Origin of the sequence: Acidovorax sp. HMWF018 (genome assembly GCF_003061035.1) — a bacterium.
GTDB classification, from domain to species: domain Bacteria; phylum Pseudomonadota; class Gammaproteobacteria; order Burkholderiales; family Burkholderiaceae_C; genus Acidovorax; species Acidovorax delafieldii.
Window position 1 is genome coordinate 1 of the sequence record NZ_QAIM01000093.1, and the last position, 9,749, is coordinate 9,749.

Below are 9,749 nucleotides of genomic sequence, written 5' to 3' on the forward strand. Positions count from 1 at the left end.
CCTGCCAAGGCAGCCGCCTTCTTGGCAGGGGCCTTGGCAACAGGCTTGGCGGCTGCCTTGGCAGCAGCTTTGGCGGGGGCAGCCTTGCTGCCCTTGGCCAGGGCGTCCACACGGGCGCTCAGGGCTTCCAGGTCGCGGGCCGAGGGCACGCCCAGCTTGGCCAGGGCCTTGGCCACGCGGTCTTCAAAGATGTTTTCGAGCTTGTCCCACTGGCCCTGGGCCTTGGAGCCGATGTCGCTGGCCATGGTGGTCACGCGGCTGGTGGCTTCTGTGATCTTTTCTTCGGCCACGGCCTGGGTCTTGCGCTGGATGGTCAGGCCTTCCTTGACCAGGGCTTCAAACACCTTGCCACCTTCTTCCTGCGCCTTGGAGAAGGCACCCAGGCCGGCCAGCCAGATCTGCTGGGCGGAGTCCTTGACGGTGCTGGACAGTTGGGCGTTGCTCTTCTTCTTGTCAGCGCTGAGTTTCTGCAGTTTCTTGACCATGGGGCCTCCGTTGTGCGGTTGGTTGGGTTTGCCGGGGCGGGTTGCCTTCGACGCATGGCCGCACTGTACGCCGCACTGCGCGACAGGTGTAGGCGCGCGCTCCTAAAAATGTAGAGCGTGCCATCTAGCGGGGGCGTTCGCTGGCCGCCTAGCATCGGCGCGGGTTTCTGCTGAATCGGTGCGCGCAGGCCTTGGGCAAGAATGAAGCTATCTCAGAGGAGTTATCCATGCAGTATTTCGTGACGGGGGCAACGGGGTTCATTGGCAAGCGGCTGGTCAAGAAGCTGCTGGAGCGCAAGGGGGCGGTGGTGCATTTCCTGATCCGCAAGGAAAGTGCGGACAAGGTGGCCGACCTGCGCAGCTTCTGGGGTGTCGGGCCCACGCGTGCGATCCCTGTGTTTGGCGATCTCACTGCGAAGAAGCTGGGCGTGGCGGCAGACGACGTGAAGAAGCTCAAAGGCCAGATCGACCATTTCTACCACCTGGCGGCGGTGTACGACCTGGGTGCGGACGAAGAAACCCAGGTGGCCGTGAACATCGAGGGCACGCGCAACACGGTGGACCTGGCCAAGGCGATTGATGCCGGGCATTTCCACCATGTCTCCTCCATCGCGGCTGCCGGCCTGTACGAAGGCGTGTTCCGCGAGGACATGTTCGAAGAAGCCGAGGGCCTGGACCACCCGTACTTCCAGACCAAGCACGAGAGCGAAAAGATCGTGCGCCAGGACTGCAAGGTGCCCTGGACGGTGTACCGTCCGGCCATGGTGGTGGGGGACAGCACCACGGGTGAGATGGACAAGATCGACGGCCCCTACTACTTCTTCAAGCTCATCCAGCGCCTGCGTCAGTTGCTGCCGCCCTGGATGCCCACAGTGGGCCTGGAAGGGGGGCGCGTGAACATCGTGCCGGTGGACTTCGTGGTCAACGCCCTCAACGTCATCAGCCACCAGAAGGACATCACCAAGAAGTGTTACCACCTGGTGGACCCAGTGGGCTACCGCGTGGGCGATGTGCTCGATATCTTCAGCCGAGCAGCCCATGCGCCGCGCATGAACCTGTTTGTCAACGCCGCGCTGCTGGGCTTCATCCCCAAGAGCGTGAAGAAGAGCCTGATGGCACTGGCGCCCGTGCGCCGCGTGCGCAACGCGGTCATGAAGGACCTGGGCCTGCCCGAGGACATGCTCACCTTCGTGAACTACCCCACGCGCTTTGATTGCCGCGAAACGTTGGCCGCGCTCAAGGGCTCCGGCGTCACCTGCCCCAATCTCAAGGACTACGCCTGGCGGCTGTGGGACTACTGGGAGCGCAATCTGGACCCCGAGCTGTTCATCGACCGCACGCTCAAGGGCACGGTGGCGGGCAAGGTGGTGCTGATCACCGGTGGATCGTCCGGCATTGGGCTGGCGGCGGCGCACAAGTTTGCTGAGGCGGGTGCGACCACCATCATCTGCGGACGTGACCAGGACAAGCTGGACGAGGCCTGTGCCGAGGCAAAGGCGAAAGGCTACAGCTTCATCGCGTACTCGGCCGACATCGCCGACATGACCGACTGCGATCGCTTTGTGCAGTTGCTCATCGACAACCACGGCGGTGTGGACTTCCTTATCAACAACGCGGGCCGCTCCATCCGCCGCGCCATCGAGTCGAGCTACGACCGCTTCCACGACTACGAGCGCACCATGCAGCTCAACTATTTCGGCTGCCTGCGCGTGACCATGGGCTTTCTGCCCGGCATGGTGGCTAAGCGCAAGGGCCATGTGGTCAACATCAGCTCCATCGGCGTGCTGACCAATGCGCCACGCTTTTCGGCCTATGTGGCCAGCAAGGCGGCGCTGGACGCGTGGACGCGCTGTGCCTCCAGCGAGTTTGCCGACCAGGGCATCACCTTCACCACCATCAACATGCCCCTGGTGCGCACGCCCATGATTGCGCCCACCAAGATCTACAACAACGTGCCCACGCTGAGCCCCGAGGAGGCGGCGGACATGATCGCCCAGGCCTGCATCTTCAAGCCGGTGCGCATCGCCACGCGGCTGGGCATCACCGGCCAGCTGCTGCACGCGCTGGTGCCACGCGTGGCGCAGATCACCATGAACACGAGCTTTCGCATGTTCCCAGACTCCACCGCCGCCAAGGGCAGCAAGGACGCCAAGCCGCAGCTGTCGGCCGAGGCCGTGGCGCTGCAGCAGATGATGCGTGGCATCCACTTCTGAAGCTGCGCCGCCTTCCTCCAAGGGGCCCGTGTTGAAATCTGTTACCCAGAGGTCAGGCGGGCAGGGATAATCACAGGCTTTGCCCAACGGGCATCACACACAGCCCCCTATGATTCTGGTAACTGGCGGCGCGGGTTTCATCGGCGCCAACTTTGTCCTTGACTGGCTCGCTGCCTCCAGTGAGCCCGTTGTTAACCTCGACAAGCTCACTTATGCGGGCAATCTGCACAATTTGGAAAGTGTGCAAGGTGATGCGCGCCATATCTTTGTGCAAGGGGACATTGGTGACTCTGCATTGGTCGCCCGACTGATGGCTGAGAACAAGCCGCGCGCGGTGGTGAACTTCGCCGCCGAATCCCATGTGGACCGTTCCATCCACGGCCCCGAGGATTTCATCCAGACCAACATCGTCGGCTCATTCCGCCTGCTGGAGGCCGTGCGCGCTTACTGGACTGTGCTACCCGAGGGCGAACGTGCCGCCTTCCGGTTGCTGCACGTATCCACCGACGAGGTGTACGGCTCGCTCGCACCCACTGACCCGGCCTTCACCGAGACACGTGGCTTCGAGCCCAACAGTCCCTACAGCGCCAGCAAAGCCGCAAGCGACCATCTGGTGCGCGCATGGCACCACACCTACGGCCTGCCGGTCCTCACCACTAACTGCAGCAACAACTACGGGCCGTACCACTTCCCTGAGAAGCTGATCCCGCTAATGATCGTCAACGCGCTGGCCGGCAAGAACCTGCCGGTGTATGGCGACGGCATGCAGGTGCGCGACTGGCTCTATGTGAAAGACCACTGCAGCGCTATCCGCCGCGTGCTGGAAGCCGGTACGCCCGGCGAGACCTATAACGTGGGCGGCTGGAACGAGAAGCCCAACATCGAGATCGTGAACATGGTGTGTGCGCTGCTCGACGAGCTGCGCCCCCGCGCTGACGGCCAGAGCTACCGCACCCAGATCACCTACGTGAAGGACCGTCCTGGTCATGACCGCCGCTATGCCATCGATGCGCGCAAGATCGAGCGGGATCTGGGCTGGAAGCCCGCCGAGACCTTCGATACCGGCATTCGCAAGACTGTGCAGTGGTATCTGGACCATGCTGACTGGGTGGCCAGCGTGCAGACGGGGGCTTACCGCGCCTGGGTGCAGACCCAGTATGCGCAGGAGGCCGCCACTGCAGTCGTCACGGACGTTGCTGCATGAACATTTTGCTTTTTGGCAAGGGCGGTCAGGTCGGCTGGGAGCTGCAGCGCAGCCTGTCGGTGCTGGGCACGATCACGGCGCTGGACCACGACAGCACGGAACACTGTGGCGACTTTGCCAACACTGCGGGTGTGGCTGAGACGGTGCGCACCCTGCGCCCCGACGTCATTGTCAACGCCGCAGCCCACACTGCCGTGGACAGGGCCGAGAGCGAGGCCGATTTCGCTCGCACGCTGAATGCCACCACTCCCGGCGCCATCGCGCTGGAGGCGGCGAAGCTCGGCGCATGGCTGGTGCACTACAGCACCGACTACGTCTTTGACGGCAGCGGCAGCCGCCCCTGGGTCGAGACCGACACGCCTGCTCCCTTGAGCGTGTACGGCCGCACCAAGCTCGAGGGCGAGCAGCTCATCGCGCAGGCGTGCCCCAAGCACCTCATTCTGCGCACCAGCTGGGTCTATGCGGCGCGCGGCGGCAACTTCGCCAAGACCATGCTGCGCCTGGCGCAGGAGCGCGATCGCCTTACCGTGATCGACGACCAGTGGGGCGCGCCCACGGGGGCTGACCTGCTGGCCGACGTGACGGCGCATGCGCTGCGTCACCTGCAGCAACGCCCGCAGGACGCAGGCCTGTACCACTGTGTCGCAGCCGGTGAAACAAACTGGAACGAGTACGCAAAATTCGTGATTGCGAAGGCGCAGCAAGCGCAGCCTGCTATCAAAATAGAAGCAAATGAAGTTGCGCCCGTCCCGACGAGCGCATTCCCCACTCCTGCCGTGCGCCCGCACAACTCGCGCCTTCATACCGGCAAGCTGCAGACCACCTTCGGCCTGCAGATGCCGCACTGGCAAGCGGGCGTGGCGCGCATGCTGGCTGAAGTTCTCTGATCGGTACTCTCTACATGACGCGACGCAAAGGCATCATCCTGGCTGGAGGCTCCGGCACTCGGCTGCATCCGGCCACCCTGGCTATCAGCAAGCAGCTCCTGCCGGTGTACGACAAGCCGATGATCTACTACCCCCTGAGCACGCTCATGCTCGCGGGCATTCGGGACATCCTCATCATCAGTACACCGCAAGACACGCCCCGTTTTGAGCAACTGTTGGGTGACGGCAGCCAGTGGGGATTGAACTTGCAGTACGCAGTGCAGCCAAGTCCAGACGGCCTGGCGCAGGCTTTCCTGATCGGCGAAGCCTTTTTGAGTGGAGCTCCTAGTGCGCTGGTGCTCGGTGACAACATCTTCTACGGGCACGACTTCCACGAGCTGCTGAACAACGCCCGGCAGCGAGAAGTGGGGGCCAGTGTTTTTGCCTACCATGTGCAGGACCCTGAGCGCTATGGCGTGGCTGAGTTCGATTCCCGGGGCAAAGTGCTTTCTCTGGAGGAAAAACCAGCACAACCCAAGAGCAGCTATGCGGTCACAGGCCTGTACTTTTACGACGACCAGGTGGTTGAGATGGCCAAGAAACTTCAGCCCTCGCCGCGTGGAGAGCTGGAGATCACTGATTTGAACCGTCTGTATCTGGAGCAAGGGCAGTTGAGCGTAGAGATCATGGGGCGGGGTTATGCGTGGCTCGATACAGGTACGCATGAAAGTCTCCTGGAGGCGGGCCAGTTCATCGCCACGCTGGAACACCGCCAGGGGCTGAAGATTGCGTGCCCCGAAGAAATCGCCTGGCGTTCACAATGGATTGATAGTGCGCAGTTAGAGCGGCTATCTCAGCCGCTGGTCAAAAGTGGGTATGGTCAGTACTTGATGCGCCTGCTCAAAGACAAGATTTATTGATAGGCGCTGTTCATGCAAGCTACACGGTTGGCTATTCCTGATGTTGTTCTGATAGAGCCCCAGGTATTTGGAGACGCGAGGGGGTTCTTCTATGAGAGCTTCAATCAACGGGTTTTCAACGAGGCGACAGGCACATCCCACCAGTTCGTCCAAGACAACCACAGCCGCAGCGTCCAAGGGGTGCTGCGGGGGTTGCACTACCAGATCCAGCAGCCTCAAGGGAAGTTGGTCCGTGTAGTCAGCGGTTCGGTCTTTGATGTGGCTGTTGATATCCGCCGCAGTTCACCCACCTTCGGTCAATGGGTGGGAGCTGAACTCAGTGCGGACAATCATCATCAGCTGTGGGTCCCTCCAGGATTTGCACACGGTTTTGTCGTGCTCAGCGAAACGGCCGAATTTCTGTACAAGACCACGGACTACTATGCGCCCGCACACGAGAGGTGCATAGCCTGGAACGATCCCGTTCTGGCCATCGATTGGCGGTTGACCGCAGAGCCGCGCCTGTCCGTCAAAGACGCTCAAGGGGTCAAGCTGTCTCATGCCGAGGTATTCCCCTGACGCTGGGTACCAAATCTCTATTGGCGCGGTGGATTGGTAGTACCTTGGCTCAGTGCCTGCCGCATTGACTCGTAGAGTGCGTCAGATCCGAACTGGGGGTTGTCTGGGTCGAACGAAAAGATGTTGTGGCCTCGTGCCACAAGCTTGCCCTCCCAGCGGGGCTCCATGAAAAAAGACAAGAATTCAGCCCCCCTGGCAGCATGCTGGTCCAGTGTGCGCTGAAGCGTTGGCGTATTCATGGCCTTGAGTGGGTGAAATTCCGTGACTCCGTAACCCCGGTGTCCCGTGGCCTTGTACCACTGTCCAAACGCCTGCCCGTAACTCGCATCTCCGTACAGGCTTACCCCGAGGCGTATTCCTTGTTGCTCGCGCAGCGACGCATCGATGGCGAACTTGTGCGCGTCCCAACTGGGATTGGCAAAAGGAACGATCTGGTGCGTGTAATGGGGTGTCTTGCTCAGGCACGACTCATGAACGACATCGTCAAAAAAACGAAGATAGTCCACCACCTGTTTCCCTCTGAATTGATGCCACAGCGGGACCAAGGGGTTGTAGTAATACGATGATTCATCAACAGGCATGTCGATGCTCGCAAGAGGCGAGGGCACGGCGGTCGTGCTGACTGGAAGTGGTTGTTGAGGCAGTTCCGTGGGTGAGGTTTGTGCCCTGTCCATGATGGCGATACGCCGTGTGCCCAGAGGCGTGAGGTGTCCCGGAGCCTGCTCCAGAAAAACGTCGATGCGATGCATGCCAGCAGGCAGGCGCCGGAAATCCATGTCCAGACGCCAGCCGGTGTCGGCGCTGCCAAATTCGGGCTTTGCTTTTAGTACATCCTGCCGCCCTTTGTTCACCGGCGTTTTGCCTACGAACACTCCGTTGCGAAACACATGCACCCAGGCCGGTCCTGATCCTTCGGTGTGCGGAACATAGGCCCATCCAGAAATTGGCAGGGTTCCTTGCGCAAAAGAATCGATGTGTTCGGTGTATCGTTGCAATGGTTCGGTGCGAATGTCTTTGGAAGGCGGTGCGACTTGGTCAAAAGAGGTGTAATCCGCCCCCACCGCTCGGTTGAATTTTTCGATGCTTTGAAATTCTTGGCGCAGGAACGAGCGAAATGCAGTGACAGAGTGTGGGCTGTAGTCCGTTACCCGATAGGGGGGCGCAAACCCCATACCTCCCTCAAAGTTTGGGAACAGGTGATGTAGCTCGCCCAGTAGCGTCACGCCCCGCACTTTGGCGATGTCGTGTGCCGGGAGTTGGCACACGGCACCCAGGACGGCCCGGGCCGCTTGTGTGCGGCGCTCCGTTAACTCGTTCTGGGTACTCGCGAAACTCCAGTTGTACAGAGGCGCGCCGTAATAGCTGCTTTGTCCGAGAGGGCCATCGCGTGTCTGCGCCAGGTTTCGGCTGTCTTGGGCCAAGACCTGTTCCAGAGGGGCGTCTGCCGAAAAGTGGGTCGAAAACAAGTACAGAATCAGCGGTCTTTCTGTGTCGCGGATCGTTCGGACCAGACGATTGATCAGGCGTCCATCTATCTCCCAATGTCCTTGGGGATTTTGATGAAACAATTTCAGTAGCGGTACTGGCAGCGTGTAGCCCAACGGATAGCGGCCTCGTTCCCCCGTCTGGGGTTGTAGCGTTGAGAGTGTGGACTCCACCAAGGCCGCAGCCGAACCCTGCGGGCCCACGCAACTGCGTGCCAAGTCATCCATAGGATGTGACGGGGAACCTTCTGGTGTGGCAATGCAGGTATCTATCGCCCCGATCATGGGAGCAAGCAGCATACGTTCTTTGGTTGCAGCGTCGCCCGTCGAGTATTTGGACAGAAGGACTGCGCCCATGGCGCCCGCAACAAGGACGCTACATCCGGCAACGAACCCCGCCAGGGGCATCAGTCGGTCAACTGAATCATGAGAACTCATAGCAAATCAAGGTATGGAGTGAACCTGGGGTCTGCGTGCCCAGGTAAGTCTGCCTCGCTGCAAAGGCAGTTGGACGCTTGCAGAAGCGTTTGTTCATAGAAGGCTAGGGTAGTGCAAGTATTTCATGCTTGTTAAGCTACTCAATTTGTAGCATTTGTCGATCTTGGGCGGCGTTGCTGCTGTTGTATGTACCTAGGCGCAACTTATGCGTACATGGGCTATCCAAGAGCGAAGCTACACTCCTGCCAAAGCTCTGCTGGATGGGGGCACTCCTGTGCGCCTATGGTTAGTGCCTCATTTTTCGGGGCCGCTTCAACACTTTTCATGACGACAAACACACATTTGGCCGAACCGGCTGGTGAGGTCACCGAACCACGCCCCAGGCTTGGCGAACTTCTTGTGCAGGCGGGGAAGCTTTCGTCGCGCGACCTGGATCGAGCGCTGTCCGCCCAGCAGGAAATGGGCGGCATGCTCGGGCGTGTGCTGGTTCGCCTGGGACTGGTGTCCGACGGAGATGTAGCAGGTGCCTTGGCCCGTCAACTGGGTGTCCCTTTTGTGCAGGCGGATGGTTTTCCTGATCTCATGCCCGAAGTCGAGGGGTTGCTGCCTGAGTTTCTGCAGGCCCATGCCATCTATCCGCTACGCCTGGAGAATGGCGTCCTGCACGTTGCCATGTCTGTGCCGCAGGACGCGTTTGTGGTCAAGGCGCTGCACCTCGCCACAGGGCTAAAGATTCAACCTCACCTCGCTCTTGAGAGCGATATTGAAAGAGCTCTGGTCGAGCCGGTTGAAGAGGCTGAAGATGCGGACGACGGCTTTGGCGACGGGCTGGATGGCGGGGACTTTGTTGAGCATCTCAAAGACCTCGCGAGCGAGGCGCCTGTCATTCGGTTGGTCACCACCATCATCGGCCGCGTGATTGACCTTCGCGCTTCGGATATTCACTTGGAGCCATTCGATGATGGTTTGCATGTTCGCTATCGCGTTGACGGTGTGATCCACCCCGGTGAACTGGTTCCCCCACGCCTGTCTGCAGCCGTCAATTCGCGCGTCAAACTCCTGGCGCACCTCGACATTGCCGAGCGCCGTTTGCCGCAGGATGGCCGTATCAAGACCCGCGTGAAGGGGCGCGAACTGGATTTGCGTGTTTCTACCGTGCCTACGGTTCACGGTGAAAGTGTGGTCATGCGGGTCCTGGATCGGGCCAGTGTACGGCTGGAACTCGAAAAAATGGGCTTCGAGAAAGACACGTTGGCGCGCTTCAACCAGCTGCTTGCCCGCCCGCATGGCATTTTGTTGGTCACCGGCCCGACCGGCTCTGGCAAGACCACCACCCTGTATGCGGCCTTGGCGAAAATTGATGCGAGCGAGCAAAAGATCATCACTGTGGAAGATCCTGTCGAGTATCAGCTCGAAGGCATCAACCAGATTCAGGTTCACTCGCAGATCAACTTGACGTTTGCCAACGCCTTGCGCTCGATCCTCCGACAGGACCCTGACATCATCATGATTGGTGAAATGCGGGATGGGGAAACCGCCCAAATTGCGGTGCAGTCCGCATTGACGGGCCACTTGGTGTTG

At 60.3% G+C, this 9,749-nt stretch carries 8 protein-coding genes; 6 read left to right on the top strand and 2 right to left on the bottom strand.

Annotation, left to right across the window (positions count from 1 at the left end):
- Window positions 1-485: phasin family protein (locus tag DBR23_RS03325; protein WP_108497313.1), on the bottom strand; the 485-nt coding region annotated here is incomplete at its 3' end.
- 227 nt (window positions 486-712) lie between these two features.
- Between DBR23_RS03325 and DBR23_RS03330 the strand changes: the two genes are divergently transcribed.
- The 5 genes from DBR23_RS03330 (at window position 713) to rfbC (ending at window position 6,246) form a co-directional block, all read left to right on the top strand.
- Window positions 713-2,698: an SDR family oxidoreductase gene (locus DBR23_RS03330; RefSeq protein ID WP_108497314.1), complete on the top strand. Its 1,986-nt coding sequence runs from the start codon at window positions 713-715 to the stop codon at window positions 2,696-2,698.
- A 109-nt stretch (window positions 2,699-2,807) separates the two neighbouring features.
- Window positions 2,808-3,902: a dTDP-glucose 4,6-dehydratase gene (rfbB, locus tag DBR23_RS03335; RefSeq protein WP_108497315.1), complete on the top strand. Its 1,095-nt coding sequence runs from the start codon at window positions 2,808-2,810 to the stop codon at window positions 3,900-3,902.
- Entirely contained in the window at window positions 3,899-4,789 is an 891-nt protein-coding gene (rfbD, locus tag DBR23_RS03340) for a dTDP-4-dehydrorhamnose reductase (protein WP_108497316.1), read from the top strand. Before rfbB ends, rfbD begins: the two co-directional genes overlap by 4 nt.
- A gap of 14 nt (window positions 4,790-4,803) precedes the next feature.
- Entirely contained in the window at window positions 4,804-5,688 is an 885-nt protein-coding gene (gene rfbA, locus DBR23_RS03345; RefSeq protein ID WP_108497317.1) for a glucose-1-phosphate thymidylyltransferase RfbA, read from the top strand.
- 12 nt (window positions 5,689-5,700) lie between these two features.
- Window positions 5,701-6,246, top strand: coding sequence for a dTDP-4-dehydrorhamnose 3,5-epimerase (rfbC, locus tag DBR23_RS03350; RefSeq protein WP_108497318.1), 546 nt, complete (start codon window positions 5,701-5,703; stop codon window positions 6,244-6,246).
- Window positions 6,247-6,263: 17 nt separating this feature from the next.
- Here rfbC and DBR23_RS03355 read toward each other — a convergent pair whose 3' ends face one another.
- On the bottom strand, window positions 6,264-8,168 hold the full coding sequence (locus DBR23_RS03355; protein WP_108497319.1) for a hypothetical protein: 1,905 nt from the start codon (window positions 8,166-8,168) through the stop codon (window positions 6,264-6,266).
- Between the two features lie 324 nt (window positions 8,169-8,492).
- On the opposite strand from DBR23_RS03355, the gene DBR23_RS03360 reads away from it, so the two are divergent.
- A partial coding sequence (locus DBR23_RS03360; protein WP_199227620.1) for a GspE/PulE family protein occupies window positions 8,493-9,749 on the top strand: 1,257 nt, incomplete at its 3' end.